Raw genomic sequence first — 19,259 nt, 5'->3', positions numbered from 1 at the left:
ACGGGTCCTGCCTGCGATGAGTTCCGGCGCTCCGCCGGGTCTCCACTCCCGACGATTTCTACGACCAAGGAGAGGTTTCGTGGGCAAGGTCATCTACTGGATGAACACCTCGATCGACGGCTACATCGAGGATGCCGAGGGCGGCATGGACTTCCAAGACCCGGGCGAGGACTTTCACCAGGCGGCGAACGACCACGTTCGCCGGATCTCGGCGTTCCTGTTCGGGCGGCGGCTGTACGAGGCGATGGAGAAGCCCTGGACGCAGGACCTCGGCAAGGAAGGCGCCCCGGCCGTCGAGCGGGAGTTCGCCCGGTTGTACAAGGAGACGCCGCGGTACGTCTTCTCCGACACCCTCCGGACCGTCCCCGAAGGGGTCACGATCGTCCGTCGCGAGAATGCCGTGTCCGAGGTGACGCGCCTCAAGCGGGAGATCGACGGCACCCTCCAACTCGGCGGCCCCGAGCTGGCCGCCTCCCTGCTGGACCTGATCGACGAGTTCTGGGTGTACGCGTTCCCCGTGATCGTCGGGGGCGGCAAGCCGTACCTGCCCGTGGGGGAAGTACTGCGGCTGCGCCTGGTCGAGCACCGTTCCTTCGCCTCGGGAATCATGTTCCGCCGCTACGTACGGTCTTGACCGGCCCGGGAGCGGACCCGCGCGAGCCGGGGCGAGGGGCGCCTGTGGCCCGGCTCGGCGGCACTGGCGGCGCAACGAGGGCCTCACCCGTTTGGAGGGGGTGGCGGGAGGGCAAGCGCTGATCATGCCGGAGTGGTTGCAGGCGGGCGGGTGGGGGCTGCTGGCCGGGTTCGCGCTCGTGCTAGGAGCGCTGGCCGGGTACACGGTCCGGCTGCCACAACGGCTGATCGCGTCGGTGATGGCGTTCGGCGCCGGGGTGCTGATCTCGGCGGTGTCGTACGAGCTGATCGAGGAGGCGCACCGCCGCGCGGGACTGGCTCCCGCGGTGGTGGGTGCCGTGTCCGGCGCGGTCCTCTACACCGTCTGCAACGTCCTGCTGGCGCGGCGTGGAGCCAGGCATCGCAAGCGCTCCGGTGACCGGCATCCGTCGCAGCAGGAGGGGTCGGGGACGGCGATCGCGCTGGGCGCGGTGCTCGACGGGGTGCCGGAGTCGCTGGTCATCGGCGCGAGCCTGCTCGGCGGGGGTGCGGTGAGCATGGTGACCGTGGCGGCCGTGTTCATCAGCAACGTGCCCGAGGGCCTGTCCAGCGCGGCCGGCATGCGCCGGGCCGGGCGATCCAGGACGTACGTGTTCGGGTTGTGGATCGGGATCGCCGGGGTCAGCGGCCTGTCGTCGCTGGCCGGGTACGCGCTCCTGGGGCAGGCGCCCGCGGCCGTGCTGGCGGGCATCATCGCGCTGGCCGGCGGAGCGATCCTCACCATGATCGCTGACACCATGATCCCCGAGGCGTTCGAGTCCTCGCACCTGCTGACCGGTCTCATCACGCTGGCCGGTTTCCTGGTCGCGTTCGCCGTGTCGAAGGCCGGCGGTTGAGCGCAGCGGTATCGCTCGCCTGGCGCGCGGGAAACGCTCCCGGCCTGTTTGCCGCTCACGCTGCCGAGCGCGTGGACATCGCCTGATCACGGCCGCCGCAGACCCTGTGCAATGCGCACGGCACGCGGGCCCGCGCCTGGTCACTCGTCGTCCTGATCCGCCGGCTCCGCGGGCGGTGCGATCTGCAGGGGTGTCGCGGCCCCGCCGGCGAGCTCGCGCCCTTGACTCAGGGTGTGGTCAAGCTGCCTGGCCAGGTGTGGGAGGGTCGCCGGAGGGAGGTATCCGTCAGCGCCCGCGTCGAGCAGTCGCCGGACCGGGCCGTGGTACTGCACTCCGAGTTCGTGGTCCTCGATCTCGGCGACGATGACGCGAGCTTTCGGGAACATCGATCGAAGCGCTGCGATCAGCTGCGGGCTTCCCGGGGGCACCAGCAGCACGTCGGTGGTCGCGGGAGCCGCGTGCATGTCGAGCACCACGTAGTCCGCCCCGAGCTGGGTGGACAGCGCAACCCTCGCCGCGGTCGACAGCTCCATCGCGGTGGCCACGACGGTCACGCCCGCGTGGTCGATCGGCACTTGGTCGTCGCTCTCGTCCGGCGTGTCGCGATCGATGACGGCGCCGTGGATCACGTCGATGGTGCTGGAGATCGTCGCGATCGACTCGCCGTCACGCGTGAGGACCAGGTTCTCACCGGGCTCGAGGGCGTCGATGAGCGCCACGACGTCGTCGGGAAGGCGGGTCACGTCGATGCGCTGCGTGGAGCGTGAGGCGCGTTTGCGGATCACCATGCCTCGGGCAGGCCGTTCAACCAGATCATCACCTATGCCCCCTCTTGTACTGTGATCTTTGTTGGATGCCGCTCCGCGCCCATTGGTTCGGCACCGCGCCGCGGTTTCCCGCAGACCCTCCGGCGACGAACACCAGCTCGGCCTCGTAGCCTCGGCCTCATGAACAACCGCGCCTTCGTCCCCGGCGACTTCGTCGTCCCCGTCAACCTGGTCACCCCACAGTTCCGCCTGGAACCCCCGGGCACCGGCTGCTCGCCCGCGACCGGGTCGACCTGCGCGAGCTGGCGGGGGATCCGTGGGTGCGGTTCGACCGCGACAGCACGCTCGACTGCGTGATGCAGGACGCGCTGCGCGACAACGAGCTGGCCCCGGCCACGGTTGCCCGCGTGTCCCAGACGGGCACGGCGATCCGCTGCGCCGCCCACGGGCTGGGGGTGACGCTCGTCCCGGCCTCCGCGGTGCCCCACGATTACGTGCACCTCACGCGCCCGGTGTCCCCGGCCGTGTCGCAACCCGTCATCGCCGGGCTCCGGCACGCCGCGGGCCCCGCGGAGCTGGCCCTGCTCGACCTGCTGCGCCAGGAGACCTGGCACAGGTCCGCTTCCGTCTCACCGGTGCCCTGACGAGCCCGCTAGATGACGGCGCCGCCGGCGTCGACGTGGAGCGTGGTGCCGGTGATGTAGCTGGCGCGAGGAGAGGCCAGGAAATAGATCGCCTCGGCGATCTCCTGCGAGCTGGCCGTCCTGATCCCCATGCTCTTGGCCAGGCCCTCGTTGCCCTCCGGGCCGTATTCGGCCAGCACGCCTTCCGTGCGGGTCGGGCCGGGAGAGACGCTGTTGACGCGTACGCCGCCGCCCGCGAACTCCAACGCCCACGTACGGGTCAGCGCGGCCAGCGCGGCCTTGGACGCGCTGTAGACCGAGGCGCCGGCGAAGGCCCTGGTCGCCGCGAGTGAGGTGACGTTGACGATGCTGCCCTCCCCCTTCTCCATCATGGCCGGTACGAGCGCGGCGACCAGGAAGTAGGCACCGCGCACGTTGGTGTCGAAGATCCGCTCGTACCCCGACACGCTCTGTTCGACGGTGAGCGAGGAAGGGAAGGCGGCGGCGTTGTTGACGAGGATGTCGACCGGACCGCTCTGGCGGCCCAGTGCGGCGACCGCGTCCAGGTCGGCCATGTCCGCCGCGACGAACCGGACAGCGCCGTCCTCCCGCGCGGCGTGGACGGCGTTCTCGCCGCGCTGGACATCGCGTCCGGTGATGACGACCTCGGCGCCCGCGCGGGCCAGCAGGCGGGCGGTTGCCAGGCCGATGCCGGAAGTGCCGCCCGTGACGAGTGCGGTTTTACCCTGCAATTCCATTCCCCAAGGCCTTTCATGAAACTTTTTGAGTGGCGTCCAGAAATGCGATCGACGTCAGCCCATGGGGAATTCCCCGCCGTCCACGATGAGATTCCTTCCGGTCAGCCAGCCGGCCCGGTCGGAAACGAGGAAAAGCACGGCGTCGGCGATGTCGTCGGGCCGGCCGTCGCGGCCCAGCGGCACGGTGGGGCCGTCGGCGTCGTTCCGGTCCGGCGCCACGCCCATGCGCGCGGTCACCTCCGCCCACCGCCGGCGCGTCTCTTCGCCGCCGGGGGTGGCGACCCTGCCGGGAGACACGGTGTTGACCCGGATCCCGTGCGGGGCCAGCTCCAGGGCCAGTCCCCGGCTGTAGGTCACCAGCGCCGCCTTCGCCGCCGCGTAGTGCAGGAACAGCGTCGCCTCCGGCGTGAGGACCGCGGCCGTGGAGATGTGCACGATCCTCCCGAAACGCCGTTCCCGCATCCCCGGCACCAGCAGCGCGTCCAGCCGTACCGACGCCAGGTAGTTCAGGTCCAGCGCGTCCTGCCACTCCTCGTCGGGGATGGCCGAGCTGCCCTCGTACGGCTGCGCCCCGCCCGCGTTGTGCACCACGACGTCCACCCCGCCGAGCACCTCCTGCGCGGCCTCGGCGAGCGCCTGCGCTCCGGCGCGTGTCCGCACGTCGGCCGCCACGAAGGCGGCGCCCTCCGGCACCGTGCTCGACGCCGACCTGGCGGTCGTGAGCACCTCGGCGCCCGCGTCAAGGAGATGGCGTACGACGGCCGCGCCGATCCCCCGCGTGCCACCCGTGACCAGTGCTCGTTTTCCCACGAGTTCCTGCGTTCCCGACCTGTTTTCGACCACGGTCATGTCAACAATCCTCTCGTTCACGTGTCAGTCCGCCCGACGGAAAGAAATCGCGATTCTCGGGAATGATCGCGGAGAGCCCGTCGTCGAGCTGTTTCACGCTACGTCCGGAAAAGAACGAGAGGCAAAGACGAAATGTCAGCAGGCGCCATAGGCGATTCCTATGGCACCGCCTGCGGGTCCCCCGGGTCAGCCTGCCGGGAGCGCGGCGTACAGATCCACGCCGTTCCCGTCGGGGTCGGCCACCGTGGCATAGCGCATGCCCCAGAACGCGTCGAACGGCTCGGCGATCCCGCGACAGCCCGCTTCGAGCAGATCAGCGTATGTGGCGTCCACCGCGGCCGGGGTGTCGAACTCGAAGCACAGCAGGGTGCGCGGGCCGCCGGTCGGCGCGCTCCAGCCCGGCAGGAACGGGGTGCGGAAGCCCTCGGTGTCCAGCATCACGTGCAGCCCGTTCGGCAGGTCGCAGCCGGCGTGCTCGGGCGAGTGCTCATCGACCTTGAACTCCAGCCCCAGCCGCGCGTAGAACGCGATCGAGGCCTCCAGGTCGGACACGATGATGTCGATGGTGTTCAGTGCGGGATGCATGATGCGCTCCTTGCAGATGGGTGGGGCCTTTCAGGGGAGTCACCGGCGGCCCCTCATCTCCAAGACGATCGGCTGAGCGTGTGACACGACACGGCTCTCACGTTTCCGTACGGCGGCACAGGCACCTCGTCCTGCTCAGTAGATGCGGTACTTCTTGCCGCAGTTGTCGAACTTGCCGGCCCAGCAGGTGAACGTGTACACCTTCTTGATCCCGTGCCCCTGCCAGGCGCCCGTGACCTTGCCGTCCCACGCCTTGTTGAACCTCTTCCACTGACCGCCCTGGTACACCTCGAACCAGACCCAGCCCTTCTTGCCGCCGACCTTGTCCACGCCGTACCACTTCGTGAAGACCTTCCCGTGGCTCTCCCACGTCCTGCCGAACGTGTACGCCTTGCCGTCGCTGGAGAAGACCTTCCCCCAGCTCGTCGTGGAGTGCGTGGTCGCCTGGGCGGCGGCCGGGACCAGGGCCAGGCCGGTGACGGCCATCGAACCGGCAAGAGCGGCGATCGCAAAGGTCTTACGCATTTCGGGTTCCTCCCCGTGTCGGTGTGATCCGGTGACTGGGACATTACGGAGACCCGCAGCGATCAACTGTGGACGAATCCACACACCGGATGTGATCAGCGCCACAGGCGGCCCGGCTTAATAGGATCGCTGCTGTTGCGTTGGTCCGGCGAGCGGAGCACGATGAGCGACCCCGGCGGCTTCGGCTCCCTGGCGATGGACGACCGCGAGCCGATCGGCCCCTACCGGATCGCAGGCCGGATGGGCGCCGGTGGCATGGGGGTCGTCTACGCCGGGATCGCGGCCGACGGCACCCGGGCCGCGGTCAAGGTCATCCATCCGGGATTAGCCGCCGATCCACAATTCCTTGCCCGTTTCGTCCGCGAGGTCGACCTGCTGTCCCGAGTACGCGGGCGTTGCACGGTCGCCGTGCTGGCCGCCGACACCACAGCGATGCCTCCCTGGCTGGCCACCGAGTTCGTCCCCGGCCCGACGCTCAGCACCTACGTCCAGGAGAACGCCCAGCTGCGCCCGGACGAGCTCCTCCCGTTCGGCCTGGACATCGCCGAGGCGCTCACCGACATCCACCGGGCCGGCATCGTGCACCGCGACCTCAAACCGGGGAACGTGATCCTCTCCGCCTCCGGCGCGAAGGTCCTGGACTTCGGCATCGCGCGGGCCCTCGACGAGAGCGGGCTCACGGGCACCGGCGCGCTGATCGGGACTCCCGGCTGGATCAGCCCCGAGCAGTACCGCGGCGACGAGGCGGACACCGCCGCCGACGTCTTCGCCTGGGGCGCGCTGATGGTCTACGCAGCGACCGGCCGCCCGCCGTTCGGCACCGGAGCTCCCGACGTCCTCGCCTACCGGGTCATGAGCGTCGAACCGGATCTGTCCGAGGTGCCCGCCCCGCTCCACGACCTCGTACGCGGCGCGCTCGCCAAGGAGCGCACGGCCCGGCCCAGCGCGTACGAACTGCTCGACCGGGTCACCGCGCTCGCGTCGGGCACCAAGCCCATGCCGCCGCCACCGCGGCGCAGGCGCCCCGCGGTGCCGCTGTGGTCGGCCGCCGTCGCCGTCGCGGCGGTCGCGGCCGCGGGAGCGGTGTTCGCCACCAGCTCGCGGGGCACACCCGAGGCGCTGCGGAGCCCGAGCACCACCCCCACGTCCACGTACGAGGAGAGCCCCGAACCCTCGGCCGAGGCGTCGACGGCGAGTGAGTCCCCCGAGGACGCCCCCAGCACGACCGAACCGCCCAGGAGGAAGACCTCCAGCCCGACGAGGAGGGCGAGCAAGCGCCGCACCGACGCCGCCGTTCCCTGCGCGTCCGACGCCTCGATCATCCGGCAGGTCGCCGCGCTGAACGGCGGCAGCCTGCCGGGGGATGCCGTGGTCGCGCGCAAGCGGTGCTCGGGCCCCTGGGTCGCGGCCGAACTCGACTCCCCCTCGGTCGGCGGCATCGACCTCATCGCCAGGCGGAACGCGACCCGGTTCCTCGACGGGGAGATCGGCAGCAACTTCTGCTCGCGGGAGTCCCGGCCGGCGCTCCTCGCGAGCGCGCCCGCGAGAATCCGGACCTTCCTCTGTCCTGACGGCTTCCAGTGACGAAGCGAGCTCTGGTGGACACGGGGCCGGTTCGCGTCGAGATTGGTCGTCAGGCGCGGATCGGACGCGGCTCGGACGACGTGAGGAGTGCGCATGAGGATCGTGGAACTGGCCTCGGTGGACGGATGCATCGCCTTCGACCTGGACTGCCCGACGAGCGCGGGCGGCACCCGGCTCGCCCCTGACGTCACCCGCGGCGAGGCGGGGCTGCTGGCGCGGGCGATGACGTACAAGCTGGCCGTGCTCGGCGAGCGGATCGGCGGCGCCAAGGCGGTGCTGCGCGCCGAGCCCGAACACCGGACGGCCACCCTGGCCCGTTACTGCCAGGAGATCACCCCGATGGTCGAGAAGGGCGGCTTCCTCACGGCCTCGGATCTGGGCACGCGTACGGAGGATTTCGCCTCGTTGCCCGGCTACCGTACCGGCTCGGTGATGCACCAGGAGGTCGGCGGCGAGCTGGTGGACACCATGGTGACGGGCTTGGGCGTGGTCGTCGCCGCGGAGACGGCGCTCGGCGGGCTGGCCGGGCGCACGCTCGCGGTGGAGGGGTTCGGCAAGGTGGGTGGCGCCGTCGTCCGGGAGGCCGCGCGGCGGGGGGCACGCCTCGTCGCCCTCTCGACCCTTCACGGATGCGTCACCGACCCCGCCGGGCTGGACGTGTCCGCGCTCGAGGAGTCGCGCGCCGAGCACGGCGACGCCTGTGTGCGCCTGCTCGGCCTGCCGGTGCGGCCCGCCGAGGCCCTGTACGGGGTGGCTGCGGACGTGCTGGTGCCCGGCGCGCGGACCGGAACCCTGACGGCCGAACGGGCGGCCGGGGTACGCGCCCGCCTGGTCGCTCCGGCGGCGAACGTCCCCTACACCGAGGCCGGGCTGCGCACCCTCGCGGAGCGGGACGTGGTGACGCTGGCGGACTTCGTCTGCGGGGCCGGGGCCACGATCGGCTACCTCGCCGAACGCGCCGGCCGGGTCTCCGGCGCCGCCTCGGCGCGGGAGCTGGTGGAAGAGCGGGTCGGCCGGCTCACCGGCAGAGCTCTGGAGCACCCCGGCGGCCCGTACGCGGGCTCGTGCGCCGTGGCGGAGGAGTTCCTCGCCACCTGGCGCGACGCACCCGACCTCGCCGCCGGACCTCCCCTCGCCCCCGAACCTGGCCGGTGACCGCCCTCTTGCGCGGGTGATGGCCGGTCAGCACTTCGTGAGGTTGTAGAAGGTGCCGGGCGACCTGTAGTAGTGGGTCCGGTGCTCATCGGGTCTGATGGTCCAGCACGGTCCGTCGGGCCACGAGGCGATCCTCGCCCTCACCGTGTTCGTCTGCCCGCACTTGCTCTTGATCGTGACGCTGCGGTAGAAGCCGACGTCGCTGCTCCGGATGTCGTAGCAGGGGATCCTGGCGTCGGTCGTGGCCGGGGCTGTGGCGACGTCCGCGCCGGCGTGAGCGGCATTCATGACGCCGGCTCCGGCGAGGGCGCCTGCCAGCACGAAGGCGCCCCCGAAGATCGCGGCACGCATGGTGTGTTCCTCTCCTTCCGGTCGCGGCCGGCGCGGCGGTGGGCCGCGCCGCTCCCGTAAACCCCGAACCGTAACCGGGTCAAAGATTCCTAAACCCGAAGGGATCACCTCGCGTCCGGGCCGGCCTCTCGCTCGCGTGCCCCCCGCAACTTTCCCGTGGCGACGAAGCCGACCGCGATCCGGTAGAAGCCGGCGATCGATTCGCCCTCTTCCGCCCCGCCACGGAACTGCTTGCGCACCTTCGTGAAGGGGAAGGCCATGCTGCCGTCGGGAAGGAGCACGCCCCACGCGCCATCGTCCGTCCTGCGCCAGTGACCGCCCGTGGCGGCGGCGACGCAGGCGCCGAGAAACGAGCCGAGCACGCCGACCAGCCCGTCGATCTGCTCCGGGTCGAAGCCGGGCCGGGAACGCTGGCGCTCGATGAAGCCGTCGACCCACTCGACCGACTCCCGGTTGAGGCCGAAGTCCACGTCGCTCAGCGGCCCCAGCCGGTCGATGGCCAGGGTGACATTCTCCTGGATCAGCCGCAGCTCGTCTTCCTCCATTCGAGGATGGTGGCATCGCCGGCTAACCCGATCAATCCGGTTTCCGGCCGCCTCGCAGTGGCTCGTGAACGTGGCGGACCCACGATCTCAGACCGCCATGGCGGGGACCGGCCAGCGGCGCATCCGGTGCGGGAGGGTGACCACGAGGTCGCCGCACCTGAGCACCAGCCGCTCGTCGATCAGCACGTCGACGGCGTCGCGTTCGTCCGTCCCGAGGCCGGGCAGCCGCCGCGGGCGCAGGCAGCGGGTGAACGCGGAGCCCAGCGCCCCGTCGTCGATGATCATCCGGGCCGCGGCCGCCGGGTCGCGCATGTCCTTGACCTGCAGGAAGCCGGGCCCTCTGCGGTAGTAGCACAGGCCGATCCGGAACCGCGAGCGCCAGACGTCCAGCCCGGCGCTCCCTTCCTGGCCCGCTGCCGGTACGGGCCGCCGCGGTGGCGGCAGGTGGAGCAGCGGCGCCGTGTCGAAGCCGGGCCGCACCCCGCCCGTCCAGTCGACGACGGTGCCCCGTTCGAGGTTGTCGCGCAGCACGGCGATGAACGCGACCGTCTCCTCGGGCCGCTCGCCCAGCGTGATCGGCCGCCCAGCGGTGATCACCGTACCGGGAGGAGGCGGGCCCGAGGAAAGCGGGGAGCTGCTCATGCCCGCGTCCCGGTCAGGACCGGCGCCCGGTGCGGAGCGGAGCCGGTGGCGAGGCCGATCCAGAAGTCGCCGTCGCGGAACACCAGCCCGTCTGCCTGGGCCTCGCCGAGCCAGGCACCCAGTTCCGCCTCCGGCGGCGCCTGCCCGTGCCTGCTCAGGTGCCGGTGCAGCCCCGCCTCGGTGCGGCGGTCGCCCAGCGCGCGGTACGCGGCGGCCCGCCAGCCCGGCAGGCGGTGCCGGGTCCGCGGCCGGCCGTGGCGGGCGTCGTCGATGACGATCAGGTCGCCGTGGTCCTCGGCGATCAGGTAGGAGGACGGGTAGGCGTCCTTCCAGCTCTCCAGCGCCGCCTCCAGTGCCCTGGCGGTCTCCTCGTCGATGCCGGCGGGATCGCTGTCGAAGAAGTACGCCAGGTCGGACAGCTCGCTGTCGGGCAGGTCGTAGACGTGCCGGTAGAACGCCGCCGGCGCGCGGCGCGCGAAGCCGAGCTCGGGCCGTTCGTGGTAGGGGCTGAAACGTTCGAGGACGATGCGGACCGTGGTGTCCGGCGGTTGCAGGTGGACGAGCGCCGGGATCTGCTCGATGACGGGCCGGTAGTCGGCCGCGCTTTCGCCGGGGAAGCCGTACAGGTAGTTCCACTCCACGGTCAGGTGGTGCGTCTCGCAGTCGCGCAGCAGCCGGATGTTGGTCGTGCCGTCCACGCCCTTGTCCATGAGTTTCAGCACCCGGCCGTTGAGGCTCTCGATGCCCGGCTGGACCGTGGCCATGCCGGCGCCGGCCAGGGCGCGGACCTGGTCGGTGCGGATGTTGGACTTGATCTCGTAGTGGACGCGCAGGTCCCATTCCAGGTCCGCCATGGCGGGCAGGACCGTACGGAAATAGTTCATGTCGAGGATGTTGTCGACGGGCAGCACGTCCAGGATCTGGTGCCGCCTGACCAGCGTGGACAGCTCGTCCAGGAACCGGTCGGCGGGCTTGGACCTGAATCCGATCATCGAGCCGTTGAGCCCGCAGAACGTGCACTGGTGTTTCTCGCCCCACCAGCAGCCGCGCGACCCTTCCATGACGAGTTGCGGGGAGACGTGCTCGCGTACGGGCGACGCCTCGAACACCTCCTGCCACCCGCGGAAGTCGGGCAGCGGGATGGCGGCGGGCGGCACGGGACGGCTCGTGGGCGGGTTGGCGATCGACTCGGCGCCGTTCCACCAGCACACCCCGGGCAGGTCGGCCGGGTCCTCGGCCGCCAGGACGCGGTCGAGGAGGAGGGGGAACACCTCTTCGCCCTCGCCGCGCACGACGTAGTCGACGAACGGGTGGTTGCGGTGCAGCGCGTGGCCCATGACGCCGTCGCAGTTGGCCCCGCCGAAGACGACCCGGAGCTCGGGGCGCAGGCGCTTGAGCCGCCGGGCGAGTGCCAGGCTGGCGGCGTTCTGCATGAACGTGGAGGTGAAGCCGACGACGTGCGGCTCGCCGGCCAGCACCTCGTCGACGGCGACGTCGATGAAGGCCGCGGCGTGGGGGCGCATCCGCACCACCGCGTCGACGTCGAGCCCTCGGGCCTCGGCGTACGCGCGGAACTCGGCGTCCTTCCACGCCGGGTCGTCGTGGAGGCAGCCGGCGAAGACCCAGTCGCCCAGGCCGTGCAGCACGCCGTACTCGGCGATGTCCATGACCGCCCTGGGCCCCAGGTCGCCGCCGCTGTCCTTGATCAGGAACTCGACCCACCGGATGCCGCCGTGGAACTCGGTCACCTCAACGTCCGGACGCCGCGTGCGCAGCAGTTCGTGCAGGATGCCGATGGGCAGCGAGGGCCGGTTGACCGGCTGCCAGGGCATGGCGGCGAGCGCGACGCGCATGTCCCTCCCTTCCCGGGTGGGGACGCCGTGGCGCCGGCGTCCCCGTTACGTGGTTTCCGTCCGGGCCGCCTACGCCGCCTTGGCCCAGAGGTTCTCCGTGTAGACGAGCTGCGAATGGATCGGCGTCTTCTTGATGGCCGGCCTGGCGGCGGTCCGCTCCTCCGCCGCCTCCGCGCCAGGGGCGGGCGCCGCCGCCGAACCGCGTGTCTCAACAGGCATGAGCATGTCTCCTTTCGACCGCGCAGAAATGGTCGGGGAGACTTTATGGGCGTCCCGTTATTGCCGGCTTAAATGCCGATGAAATGGCTTTCCCGGAACGGCCCGGCGGCTTGGTGACCTGGGGACACGATAGGCTTCCTGCGCATCCGGTCGTCGGAAAGGGGCGGCGCTTGCGCCAGGTGGGGTTCCGGATACTCGGGCCGGTCGGGGTCTGGGCGGAGGGCCGGTTCGTCGGCCCGTCCACTCCACAACAGCGGTCGGTGCTGGCCATGTTGTTACTGAACGTGCGCCAGGTGGTCACCACCGAGCGGCTGATGCGGGCGGTCTGGGGCGACGAGCCGCCGATCACCGCGCGCAACGCCATCCACCAGTACATCTCGCGCCTGCGGCGGGTCCTCGTCCCGGTCCCCCGGGCCGCGCTCGTCACCGCGCCGCCCGGCTACCGCCTCGACGCCGAGCCGGCCGACGTCGACCTCCACCGCTTCCGCGAGCTGGTCGACCAGGCGAGGAAGAGCGTCCCCCGCGAGGCCGGCGCCCTCTTCGGGCAGGCGCTGCGCCTGTGGCAGGGGCCGCCGCTGGCAGACGTCTCGGGCGACTGGCTGCCGGCGATGTTCGGCCAGGCGCTGGCGGAGGAACGCCTGAGCGTGGTCGAGGAGCACGTGGCCGCCGGCCTGAGCCTCGGCGCGCCCATCGAGTCGCTGGCCGACCTGCCGATGCTGATCAGCGAGCACCCGCTGCGGGAGCGGCTGACGTACCTGTGGATGTTGTCGTTGCTGCGTGACGGCAGGCGGGCCGCCGCGCTGGAGGCGTTCCGGCAGACCCGCCGGCGGCTGGTGGACGAGCTGGGCGTCGAGCCCGGGATCGAGCTGCAGGAGTTGCACCGGCGGGCCCTGTCGGCCGAACCGGCCGTCGAGGTGTGGCCCTACTCCGCGCAGGCCACCGCTGAGGGCTCCGCCGACGCGCCGGACGCGCCGCCGGTTCCCGCCGAGCTCCCCGCGCCCCCGGCCGTCTTCGCCGGGCGGGCCGCCGAGATCGCCCGCGTACGCGCCGCCCTCACCGCGGGCCCGCGGGTGTGTCACATCAGCGGCATCGGCGGCATCGGGAAGTCCGCGCTGGCCGTCCACGTCGCCCGCGGGCTCGTCGAGCGCTTCCCCGACGGGCAGCTCTACGTCAACCTGCACGGGGCCATCCCGCAGGCAGGCCCGGTCGACCCGCACATCGTGCTGGGCCGCTTCCTGCGCTCGCTCGGCACCGCCGACTCGGCCGTGCCCGCCGACCTGGAGGAGGCCGCGGGCCGGTTCCGGTCCCTGACCGCCGGCAAGCGCATCCTGATCGTGCTCGACAACGCCAGGGACGCCGCGCAGGTGCGGCCCCTGCTCCCGGGGAGCGCCACCTGCGCCGTCCTGGTGACCAGCCGCCGGATGTTCACCTCGCTGCACGACGCCGTCCACGTCCCGCTCGACGTGCTCGACGTCGGGCGGGGCACCGACCTGCTCGGCGGCATGGTCCACGACGACCGCATCGCCAGGGAGCCGGACGCCGCGGCGGCGGTGGTCCGCCTGTGCGGAGGGCTGCCTCTCGCGCTCTGCCTGGCCGCCGCGCGGCTGAACGGCCGTCCCTTCTGGCCGGTGTCGGTCCTGGCCGAGCGGCTGTCCACCGCCCGGCACCGGCTGGACGAGCTGCGCGCCGACGACCGGGCCGTACGCGCCGTCTTCCAGGAGAGCTACGAGGACCTGCGCGCGAGCCCGTCGGGAGCCGAGGCCGCCCGCGTGTTCCGGTACGTGGGGATGCTCGACGGGCCGGATGTCGGGCCCGTCGTCGTCGCGGCGATGACCGGGCTGCCCGAGGACCGCGCGCGTGACCTGCTGGACGCGCTGGTCGACGCCCAGCTGGTGGAGAGCCACGCCCCCGACCGTTACCGCCTGCACGACCTGCTGCGGCTCTACGCCCGCGAGCGGGCCGAGGCGGAGGACCCCGCCGGCTGCCGTACCGAACTCGTGCGGCGGGTCCTGCACTGCCAGCTGGCGACCGCCCGCACGGCGATCAAGGTGATCGGCGCGAACTCCGGCCGGCGCGCCGGCATCGGCCCGCGCACGCTCGATCACCCCGGCGCCCGGCTGGCGAGCGGCGAGGACGTGCACGCGTGGACGGACGCGGAGGCCGACAACGTGCTGGCGCTGGTCCGCACCTCCGCGGGCCCTTCCATGGGCGCCCTGGTGGTTTCGCTCGCAGCGACGTTCACCGTCCTGCTGTACGAGCGCGGCCACTGGCTCAAGCAGCTCGGCCTCGCCCAGTCGGCCCTGCCCGCGGCGGCCGGCACCGGCGACATCCGGTACGAAGCGCGCATCCTCGGCGACCTGGGCTGGGTGCAGGTGTGCATGGGGGCGAGCGAGGACGGCATCGCCCACCTGCACCGCTCGCTCGACGCCTACCGGCGGGCGGGTGAGGCGACGATGGAGGCGTCGTTGCTCGACAACCTCGGCGTCGCCTACCGCACGGCGGGGCAGCCGGAGCGCGCGGCCGAGCACCACACGCTGGCGCTGCGGCTCAACCGCGAGCTCGGCGACCGCAGGGGCGAGGCCGTCAACCTCACCCACCTCGGGCTGGTCCGCCAGGCGGCCGGCCATTACGACGAGGCCGTCGAGCTGCACACCCGGTCGATCGAGCTGCTGGGAGAGCTCCGCATGCCGGGCGAACGGCTGCGCGCCTTCATCCACCGCGCCGAGGCGTACCGGCGGGCGGGCCGGTACGAAGAGGCCGTCGAGCACTACCGGCAGGCCATGGAGACCCACGAAGGGCTGGGCGGCTCCGGCGACTTCGGGGAGGCCGAGATCTCCTGGGGGCTCGGCCTGGTCCTTCACGAGCTCGGCCGCGCCGACGAGGCGCGGCAGGCGTGGCGGCGGTCGGTCACCCTGCTGGGCAGGCTGGGGCTCATCACCCGCGACGAACGGCTCAGCGCGGAGCAGGAGGAGCCGCCCCCGACGCCGCGGGTGATCGTGCGGCAACGCTGACATCCGGGCGCGGCCCAGATTAGTTGACACGACATATATGTCGTGTAATCTATTGGCATGGCAAACGAACCAACCCTGGTCTTCATCCCCTGCTTCTCCGGCGCTCCATGGGATCTCGCGCAGCTCACCCCGCTGGCCCATCGCCCGCAGCGCACCTTCAGGCTCCCCGAAGGCGTGGCCGACATGGAGGCCTATGCCGACGCCGCCGCGGCCCACGTCGCGGACCTGGACGACTACGTGCTGGTCGGAGACTCCTTCGGAGCCAACATCGCGCTGGCGCTGGCCGTCCGCCGGCCGACCGGGCTGCGCGCCCTGGTGATGTCGGGCGGCTTCGCGGCCAACCCCGTCTCCTCCCCGATCTGGAGGAGCGCCATGCGGGGCATGGGCAGGCTGCGCGGCGGCCCCTACCGGCAGCTGGCGCTGCGCGCGCACGCCCACCGGCTGGCCTCACCCCACGACCGTGCGGGCCAGATCCCCTGGAGCCAGGCCGACAGCCGCCGGTTGTTCCTGGACAACACCCCGGCCGCGTCGTTCGGAGCCCGCGTCAGCGCGGCACTCACCGCCGACTACACCGACCGTCTCGACAGGGTAGGCGTCCCCACCCTGATCATCACGCCGTCGCACGACAAGCTGATCGGCGAGCAGGCGGCGCAGACCCTGCGCACCGGAATCGCCGGCTCCCGCGAGATCGTGCTGGACCGGACCGGGCACATGTTCCGCTTCACGCATCCCGAAACCTACGCCCGGGCCGTCGAGACGTTCCTGACCGAGACGACCCGCGACCGCGAGCTGACCCGTGCGGCCCGCTGAGGAGCTCAGATACCTGATCCTGGCCGCGCAGCGCGAGGGCAACCGGATGCTCGGCCAGGCCCTGCGGCCGCTCGGCATCACCCCCTCCCAGGCCGAGGTGATCCGCGTCCTGCGGGAGCACGGCCCGCTGACGCTCAACGGCCTCGGCGAGCTCCTGGTCTGCGAGAGCGGCAACAGCCCGAGCAGGCTCGTGGATCGCCTGGTCACGCTCGGCCTGGTCAGGCGTGACGTGGCGGCCCACGACCGCCGCCACATCGACCTGTCGCTCACCGAAGAGGGGGCCGAGCTCGTACGGCAGGTCGCCGAGATCGAGGAGAGGCTCTACCAGTCGATCGACGCCGCAGCCGGAGGCCGCGATCTCGAACAGGTCTTCGCCTTCCTCAGGGCCTTCGTCGGCGACCTGCCCGCCGGCCAGGCCCTGGCCCGCCGCGCCCACCGCTGACCCGCGTCACGGTCACTCGGGCTGAGCGGCCAGGATCGCGTCCCCGTGATGCTCGGCCCACCGCGTCAGGATCGCTATCGGGTCGATCAACGTCTCGCCGAGCTCGGTCAGCTCGTACTCGACCCGCGGCGGCACCTCCGCGTAGGCCCGCCGGCCGACCAGCCCGTAGTTCTGCAGCCGGCGCAGGGTCTGGGTCAGCATCTTCCTGGAGATGCCGCCGATCAGCTCGACCAGCTCACCGTGCCGGCGCGGCCCGCGGCTGAGCGCGTACAGCACGACGACCGACCACTTGTCGGCGATCACCTCCACCGCCAGGCGGGCCGGGCAGTCGGCCAGGAACACATCCCCCGGCCCGTCAAAGTCACCCACGGTTCCTAAGGTACTCGTTGGTTCCCGTTGGGCTGGCTATCGTGCGCTTCATGACGACGCACAAGCTCTCGCCCGCCGCGGATCGACTTCTCGAAGCCGACCGGTGTGCCACATTTGTCACCATAAATGCTGACGGATCGCCCCAGGTCAGCCTCATGTGGATCTCCAAGGACGGCGATCACCTGGTGTTCGGCGTCGAGCAACATCGTGTCAAGGTCCGCAACCTGCGGCGCGACCCGCGCGTCACGGTGCTGATCGAGGACGACCGGGATTCGGAGCACGGCCTGCGGCAGCACCTGATCGTCCGCGGCACCGTGACCTTCGAAGGCCCCGGCATCCCCGAGCGCTTCGCTGCCTTCATGGACCGGCAGGCCCGGCGCTACCTCGGCACCGGCTACCCCTTCGCGAACCGCGAGTCCACGACGGCGCTCATCGGCCGGATCCAGGTGGAACTCGTGTCCGGCGTCGGCCCCTGGGCGCCATAGCTGAGACGCTCGCACATGGAAATGCGCTTCTCGACCATGGTTCGTCTCATCCTTTCGCGGTGAACTCGAATCATGACAACGACACCGATCCTCATCCTGGGCGGCGCGGGCAAGACCGGCCGCCACGTCGCCAAGCGGCTGCGGGCGCGCGGCGTCCCGATCCGGCTCGCCTCGCGATCGAGCGAGCAGCGGTTCGACTGGTACGACGAGAGCACCTGGACCCCGGCGGCGGCCGGCATGGACACGGCCTACCTGGCCCCGCCGGTCGATCCGCCGGGTCTCGCGCAGGCCGGACGGTTCGTCCAGCAGGCGGCGGCGAACGGCCTGCGCCGGGTGGTGGTGCTGTCCGGCCGCGGCGTCGGCGGGCCCGGCCGCGACTTCGCGGTCTACGACGCCCAGCTCGACCTGGAGAGCGCCGTCAAGGACAGCGGCGCCGCCTGGACCATCGTCCGGCCCGCCTGGTTCATGCAGAACCTCAGCGAGGACTTCATGCACGGGCAGGTGGTGGCCGGCGAGCTCCGGTTGCCGGCCGGCGACGGCGCCGAGCCGTGGATCGACACCGAGGACATCGCCGACGTGACGGTGACCGCGCTGCTGGACGAGAAGCACGCGGGCCAGACGTACTCGCTGTCGGGTCCGCGTACCCTCACCCTGGCCGAGGTCGCGGCCGAGCTCTCCGCCGCGACCGGCCGGCAGATCCGGTACGTCGCTCTCGAACCCGCGGAGCACGTCGCCGAGCTGGTCGGGTACGGCGCGTCCCGGGCCGAGGCCGAGGCCCTGCGCGACCTGTTCGCGGTGATCCGCAACCACCGCTCCGAGTACCTCTCCGACGGCGTGCGGGAGGTGCTCGGCCGGAGACCGCGCGACTTCACCGACTGGGCGCGCGGCACCGCACGAACCGGCGTGTGGTCGTGAACGAGCGGCACGGCGAAAATCCACGTGCGCCGTGAGCGCGGCCGGGTGTTGCATGAGCCAGGTGATCGACGAACCGCTGGAACGACTCCGCACCGCCGCCCACCGCACCCGCGAGCTGGCCCTGGGCCGGGCGGGCACCGGCCTCGGCCACCAGGACGCCGACGACGACGTCGGCACGATCGGCACGGACGGCGCCCTCGGGTTCGACCCCTTCCCGCTGCTCGAAGCCCTCCACCACCACGGCGTCCACGTCGTGGTGATCGGGCAGGTCGCCGGCATCATGCACGGATCCACCGAACTGACCGGCGATCTGGACCTGCTCTGGGACGGCGTCCCGGCTCACGCCCCCGCCTTGGCGGCCGCCTTCATCTCTGTCGGGGCCCGGCTTTCCGACGAAGCGGGCGGCCCCGTACCGACGCGGCCGGAGTCCTTCCTCCACCCCAAGGTGCAGTTCACCTCGCCTGGAGCCGGCGGCGACTGCTGCACCCCGGCGCTCCCCTGGGGCGGCCTTCGCGTCCGGGACTTCCTCGACCGCGCGATCACCGCGACCGGCCCGGACGGCCTGGTCGTCCGCTACGCCTGCCTGGACGATCTGATCCGGATGCGCCGCGCCATCGGCCGCCCGAAGGATCTGCGGCGGGCAGCCGAACTCGGCTCGCTCGCCCCGGGCGGTCACCGGTAAGGCCGGCGGACCTGCCACGTACGAACGTGGCAGGTCCGCCCGCACGTCCGTCGCGATGGGTTCAGCCGCAGTGCACGTTGTTGAGCTTGCGCGAGTTCCAGTCCGGGACGATCCCCTCGACGTCAATGCACTGGTTGGGCGCGGAGACGTACACCGGGCCCGCATAGTGCGTGAACTCGCCGGCGTCCGAGTCCTTCCCGCTGCCGTCGCCCCGCGAGATGATGACGCCCTTCCAGCTCTTGGTGTTGGCGTACTTGCCGTAGCCGTAGGTCAGGGCGCAGTTCTTGCCCGTGCTGGAGCTGTAGTGCACCTCCAGCGTGCCCGTGCGGCTGCCGTCTACCTTGTGGTGAATGGCGTAGACGCCGACCCGGGTGTAGCTGCTACCGCAGGGTCCGGCCGCGCCTGCCGGGGCGGCGGCCGCCACCATCGTCGCGGAGGCGGCGATGGTCGCGCCGGTCAGGAGGGTCGCCAGCTTGCGTGTGCGCACGGAAATCCCTTCAATCGATCAATGCTCACGATATGAGACCACGAATGCCGCTGACGCGCATCACAGATGCAGCCACGTCACGAGCGGAATGGAC

At 71.5% G+C, this 19,259-nt stretch carries 24 protein-coding genes; 12 read left to right on the top strand and 12 right to left on the bottom strand.

All coding sequences use genetic code 11. From position 1 onward, the window contains the following. The first annotated feature begins 79 nt into the window (after positions 1-79). Entirely contained in the window at positions 80-634 is a 555-nt protein-coding gene (locus tag ACTWPV_RS14620; RefSeq protein ID WP_443152158.1) for a dihydrofolate reductase family protein, read from the top strand. A gap of 100 nt (positions 635-734) precedes the next feature. Then, positions 735-1,508 carry a ZIP family metal transporter gene (locus ACTWPV_RS14615; protein ID WP_347645792.1) on the top strand — a complete coding sequence of 258 codons (774 nt, stop codon included), beginning with the start codon at positions 735-737 and terminating at the stop codon, positions 1,506-1,508. Positions 1,509-1,648: 140 nt separating this feature from the next. Here the strand turns inward: ACTWPV_RS14615 and ACTWPV_RS14610 are convergent, their stop codons facing one another. Next, positions 1,649-2,296: a hypothetical protein gene (locus ACTWPV_RS14610; protein ID WP_443152157.1), complete on the bottom strand. Its 648-nt coding sequence runs from the start codon at positions 2,294-2,296 to the stop codon at positions 1,649-1,651. Positions 2,297-2,455: 159 nt separating this feature from the next. Here ACTWPV_RS14610 and ACTWPV_RS14605 point away from each other — a divergent pair, with 159 nt between their 5' ends. After that, complete coding sequence (locus ACTWPV_RS14605) at positions 2,456-2,632, top strand: hypothetical protein (RefSeq protein WP_443152156.1); 177 nt, start codon at positions 2,456-2,458, stop codon at positions 2,630-2,632. Further along, on the top strand, positions 2,569-2,919 hold the full coding sequence (locus ACTWPV_RS14600) for a LysR family transcriptional regulator substrate-binding protein (protein WP_443152448.1): 351 nt from the start codon (positions 2,569-2,571) through the stop codon (positions 2,917-2,919). Before ACTWPV_RS14605 ends, ACTWPV_RS14600 begins: the two co-directional genes overlap by 64 nt. Before the next feature lie 8 nt (positions 2,920-2,927). Here the strand turns inward: ACTWPV_RS14600 and ACTWPV_RS14595 are convergent, their stop codons facing one another. From ACTWPV_RS14595 to ACTWPV_RS14580, 4 genes are all read right to left on the bottom strand, one after another. Next, entirely contained in the window at positions 2,928-3,650 is a 723-nt protein-coding gene (locus ACTWPV_RS14595) for an SDR family NAD(P)-dependent oxidoreductase (protein WP_443152155.1), read from the bottom strand. Between the two features lie 60 nt (positions 3,651-3,710). Continuing rightward, positions 3,711-4,505 (bottom strand): oxidoreductase, encoded by a 795-nt coding sequence (locus ACTWPV_RS14590; RefSeq protein ID WP_443152154.1) that lies wholly within the window; start codon positions 4,503-4,505, stop codon positions 3,711-3,713. 186 nt (positions 4,506-4,691) lie between these two features. Next, positions 4,692-5,090, bottom strand: coding sequence for a VOC family protein (locus ACTWPV_RS14585; RefSeq protein ID WP_347645786.1), 399 nt, complete (start codon positions 5,088-5,090; stop codon positions 4,692-4,694). 135 nt (positions 5,091-5,225) lie between these two features. Then, positions 5,226-5,615: a hypothetical protein gene (locus ACTWPV_RS14580; RefSeq protein ID WP_347645785.1), complete on the bottom strand. Its 390-nt coding sequence runs from the start codon at positions 5,613-5,615 to the stop codon at positions 5,226-5,228. A gap of 162 nt (positions 5,616-5,777) precedes the next feature. Between ACTWPV_RS14580 and ACTWPV_RS14575 the strand changes: the two genes are divergently transcribed. Together ACTWPV_RS14575 and ACTWPV_RS14570 are read left to right on the top strand one after the other, a co-directional pair. Next, positions 5,778-7,199, top strand: a complete 1,422-nt coding sequence (locus ACTWPV_RS14575) for a protein kinase domain-containing protein (RefSeq protein ID WP_443152153.1) — start codon at positions 5,778-5,780, stop codon at positions 7,197-7,199. Positions 7,200-7,292: 93 nt separating this feature from the next. Beyond that, positions 7,293-8,354: a Glu/Leu/Phe/Val dehydrogenase dimerization domain-containing protein gene (locus ACTWPV_RS14570; RefSeq protein WP_443152152.1), complete on the top strand. Its 1,062-nt coding sequence runs from the start codon at positions 7,293-7,295 to the stop codon at positions 8,352-8,354. Between the two features lie 27 nt (positions 8,355-8,381). On the opposite strand, the gene ACTWPV_RS14565 is transcribed toward ACTWPV_RS14570, so the two are convergent. The 5 genes from ACTWPV_RS14565 to ACTWPV_RS14545 form a co-directional block, all read right to left on the bottom strand. After that, positions 8,382-8,705 carry a hypothetical protein gene (locus ACTWPV_RS14565; RefSeq protein WP_443152151.1) on the bottom strand — a complete coding sequence of 108 codons (324 nt, stop codon included), beginning with the start codon at positions 8,703-8,705 and terminating at the stop codon, positions 8,382-8,384. A 104-nt stretch (positions 8,706-8,809) separates the two neighbouring features. Further along, the gene (locus tag ACTWPV_RS14560; RefSeq protein ID WP_443152150.1) at positions 8,810-9,250 is read right to left on the bottom strand and encodes a hypothetical protein; all 441 of its coding nucleotides are present in this window, start codon (positions 9,248-9,250) and stop codon (positions 8,810-8,812) included. Positions 9,251-9,337: 87 nt separating this feature from the next. After that, a complete protein-coding gene (locus ACTWPV_RS14555) occupies positions 9,338-9,892 on the bottom strand; it encodes a DUF5825 family protein (RefSeq protein WP_347645780.1) in 555 nt (184 codons plus the stop codon). Beyond that, positions 9,889-11,745, bottom strand: a complete 1,857-nt coding sequence (locus ACTWPV_RS14550) for a RiPP maturation radical SAM C-methyltransferase (protein WP_443152149.1) — start codon at positions 11,743-11,745, stop codon at positions 9,889-9,891. Before ACTWPV_RS14550 ends, ACTWPV_RS14555 begins: the two co-directional genes overlap by 4 nt. Positions 11,746-11,814: 69 nt before the next feature. Next, positions 11,815-11,964: a hypothetical protein gene (locus ACTWPV_RS14545; protein WP_443152148.1), complete on the bottom strand. Its 150-nt coding sequence runs from the start codon at positions 11,962-11,964 to the stop codon at positions 11,815-11,817. Between the two features lie 179 nt (positions 11,965-12,143). Here ACTWPV_RS14545 and ACTWPV_RS14540 point away from each other — a divergent pair, with 179 nt between their 5' ends. Genes ACTWPV_RS14540 through ACTWPV_RS14530 form a run of 3 tightly spaced genes read left to right on the top strand, consistent with a single transcriptional unit; the run spans position 12,144 to position 16,227 of the window. Next, entirely contained in the window at positions 12,144-14,975 is a 2,832-nt protein-coding gene (locus tag ACTWPV_RS14540; RefSeq protein ID WP_443152447.1) for a BTAD domain-containing putative transcriptional regulator, read from the top strand. 57 nt (positions 14,976-15,032) lie between these two features. After that, the gene (locus ACTWPV_RS14535) at positions 15,033-15,785 is read left to right on the top strand and encodes an alpha/beta fold hydrolase (RefSeq protein WP_443152147.1); all 753 of its coding nucleotides are present in this window, start codon (positions 15,033-15,035) and stop codon (positions 15,783-15,785) included. Beyond that, complete coding sequence (locus ACTWPV_RS14530; RefSeq protein WP_347645776.1) at positions 15,772-16,227, top strand: MarR family winged helix-turn-helix transcriptional regulator; 456 nt, start codon at positions 15,772-15,774, stop codon at positions 16,225-16,227. The genes ACTWPV_RS14535 and ACTWPV_RS14530 overlap by 14 nt, the downstream gene beginning before the upstream one ends. 12 nt (positions 16,228-16,239) lie before the next feature. On the opposite strand, the gene ACTWPV_RS14525 is transcribed toward ACTWPV_RS14530, so the two are convergent. Beyond that, positions 16,240-16,596, bottom strand: coding sequence for a winged helix-turn-helix transcriptional regulator (locus ACTWPV_RS14525; RefSeq protein WP_347645775.1), 357 nt, complete (start codon positions 16,594-16,596; stop codon positions 16,240-16,242). Between the two features lie 50 nt (positions 16,597-16,646). Here ACTWPV_RS14525 and ACTWPV_RS14520 point away from each other — a divergent pair, with 50 nt between their 5' ends. From ACTWPV_RS14520 to ACTWPV_RS14510, 3 genes are all read left to right on the top strand, one after another. After that, on the top strand, positions 16,647-17,081 hold the full coding sequence (locus tag ACTWPV_RS14520; protein ID WP_443152146.1) for a TIGR03618 family F420-dependent PPOX class oxidoreductase: 435 nt from the start codon (positions 16,647-16,649) through the stop codon (positions 17,079-17,081). A 72-nt stretch (positions 17,082-17,153) separates the two neighbouring features. Beyond that, complete coding sequence (locus ACTWPV_RS14515; protein WP_443152145.1) at positions 17,154-17,996, top strand: NAD(P)H-binding protein; 843 nt, start codon at positions 17,154-17,156, stop codon at positions 17,994-17,996. A 52-nt stretch (positions 17,997-18,048) separates the two neighbouring features. Then, entirely contained in the window at positions 18,049-18,678 is a 630-nt protein-coding gene (locus ACTWPV_RS14510; protein ID WP_443152144.1) for a hypothetical protein, read from the top strand. A gap of 61 nt (positions 18,679-18,739) precedes the next feature. On the opposite strand, the gene ACTWPV_RS14505 is transcribed toward ACTWPV_RS14510, so the two are convergent. Beyond that, positions 18,740-19,165: a hypothetical protein gene (locus ACTWPV_RS14505; RefSeq protein ID WP_443152143.1), complete on the bottom strand. Its 426-nt coding sequence runs from the start codon at positions 19,163-19,165 to the stop codon at positions 18,740-18,742. Positions 19,166-19,259 lie beyond the last annotated feature (94 nt).

Source organism: Nonomuraea sp. KM88 (genome assembly GCF_052245635.1).
GTDB lineage: Bacteria > Actinomycetota > Actinomycetes > Streptosporangiales > Streptosporangiaceae > Nonomuraea.
The sequence above is the reverse complement of the archived record's forward strand: the minus strand, read 5'-3'. Positions and strand labels throughout refer to the sequence as shown.

Bases quoted from the DNA above. Each gene is read 5' to 3' on its own strand.
- ACTWPV_RS14590 (WP_443152154.1), bottom strand. From the start codon at position 4,505: ATGACCGTGGTCGAAAACAGGTCGGGAACGCAGGAACTCGTGGGAAAA.
- ACTWPV_RS14575 (WP_443152153.1), top strand. From the start codon at position 5,778: ATGAGCGACCCCGGCGGCTTCGGCTCCCTGGCGATGGACGACCGCGAG.
- ACTWPV_RS14550 (WP_443152149.1), bottom strand. From the start codon at position 11,745: ATGCGCGTCGCGCTCGCCGCCATGCCCTGGCAGCCGGTCAACCGGCCC.
- ACTWPV_RS14585 (WP_347645786.1), bottom strand. From the start codon at position 5,090: ATGCATCCCGCACTGAACACCATCGACATCATCGTGTCCGACCTGGAG.
- ACTWPV_RS14520 (WP_443152146.1), top strand. From the start codon at position 16,647: ATGACGACGCACAAGCTCTCGCCCGCCGCGGATCGACTTCTCGAAGCC.
- ACTWPV_RS14580 (WP_347645785.1), bottom strand. From the start codon at position 5,615: ATGCGTAAGACCTTTGCGATCGCCGCTCTTGCCGGTTCGATGGCCGTC.
- ACTWPV_RS14515 (WP_443152145.1), top strand. From the start codon at position 17,154: ATGACAACGACACCGATCCTCATCCTGGGCGGCGCGGGCAAGACCGGC.
- ACTWPV_RS14510 (WP_443152144.1), top strand. From the start codon at position 18,049: ATGAGCCAGGTGATCGACGAACCGCTGGAACGACTCCGCACCGCCGCC.
- ACTWPV_RS14605 (WP_443152156.1), top strand. From the start codon at position 2,456: ATGAACAACCGCGCCTTCGTCCCCGGCGACTTCGTCGTCCCCGTCAAC.
- ACTWPV_RS14610 (WP_443152157.1), bottom strand. From the start codon at position 2,296: ATGGTGATCCGCAAACGCGCCTCACGCTCCACGCAGCGCATCGACGTG.
- ACTWPV_RS14570 (WP_443152152.1), top strand. From the start codon at position 7,293: ATGAGGATCGTGGAACTGGCCTCGGTGGACGGATGCATCGCCTTCGAC.
- ACTWPV_RS14565 (WP_443152151.1), bottom strand. From the start codon at position 8,705: ATGCGTGCCGCGATCTTCGGGGGCGCCTTCGTGCTGGCAGGCGCCCTC.
- ACTWPV_RS14555 (WP_347645780.1), bottom strand. From the start codon at position 9,892: ATGAGCAGCTCCCCGCTTTCCTCGGGCCCGCCTCCTCCCGGTACGGTG.
- ACTWPV_RS14535 (WP_443152147.1), top strand. From the start codon at position 15,033: ATGGCAAACGAACCAACCCTGGTCTTCATCCCCTGCTTCTCCGGCGCT.
- ACTWPV_RS14545 (WP_443152148.1), bottom strand. From the start codon at position 11,964: ATGCCTGTTGAGACACGCGGTTCGGCGGCGGCGCCCGCCCCTGGCGCG.
- ACTWPV_RS14560 (WP_443152150.1), bottom strand. From the start codon at position 9,250: ATGGAGGAAGACGAGCTGCGGCTGATCCAGGAGAATGTCACCCTGGCC.